1 protein-coding gene is annotated in these 280 nt (G+C 40.4%); it reads left to right on the top strand.

From position 1 onward, the window contains the following. Positions 1-70: 70 nt before the first annotated feature. Positions 71-280: winged helix-turn-helix domain-containing protein (locus HC176_RS19385; protein ID WP_167920586.1), on the top strand; the 210-nt coding region annotated here is incomplete at its 3' end.

Below are 280 nucleotides of genomic sequence, written 5' to 3'. Positions count from 1 at the left end.
ACCTTTCATAAAAGAGCTGCAAAATGAGGTGCCAACCGAGCTTAAAACCTGATAGAGATGTACCTTAAATATGAAAACTATAAGGTATAAATGCTGGATTGAAGAAGAAGGTGTGAAGTTTTATGGTCCCGGTCCCAATGAGCTTTTAAGGCGAATTGAGAAAGAGGGATCTCTTTCAAAGGCTGCTGCACAAATGAACATGTCCTATAAAAAAGCCTGGGATCTTGTGCAGCGCCTCAACCTTCATTCAAAAGAACCCCTTGTTCTTCTAAAAAAGGGA

This window comes from Tamlana crocina, from assembly GCF_012037625.1.
Note: the sequence above shows the minus strand (reverse complement) of the source record. Positions and strands in the feature narration are given on the sequence as shown.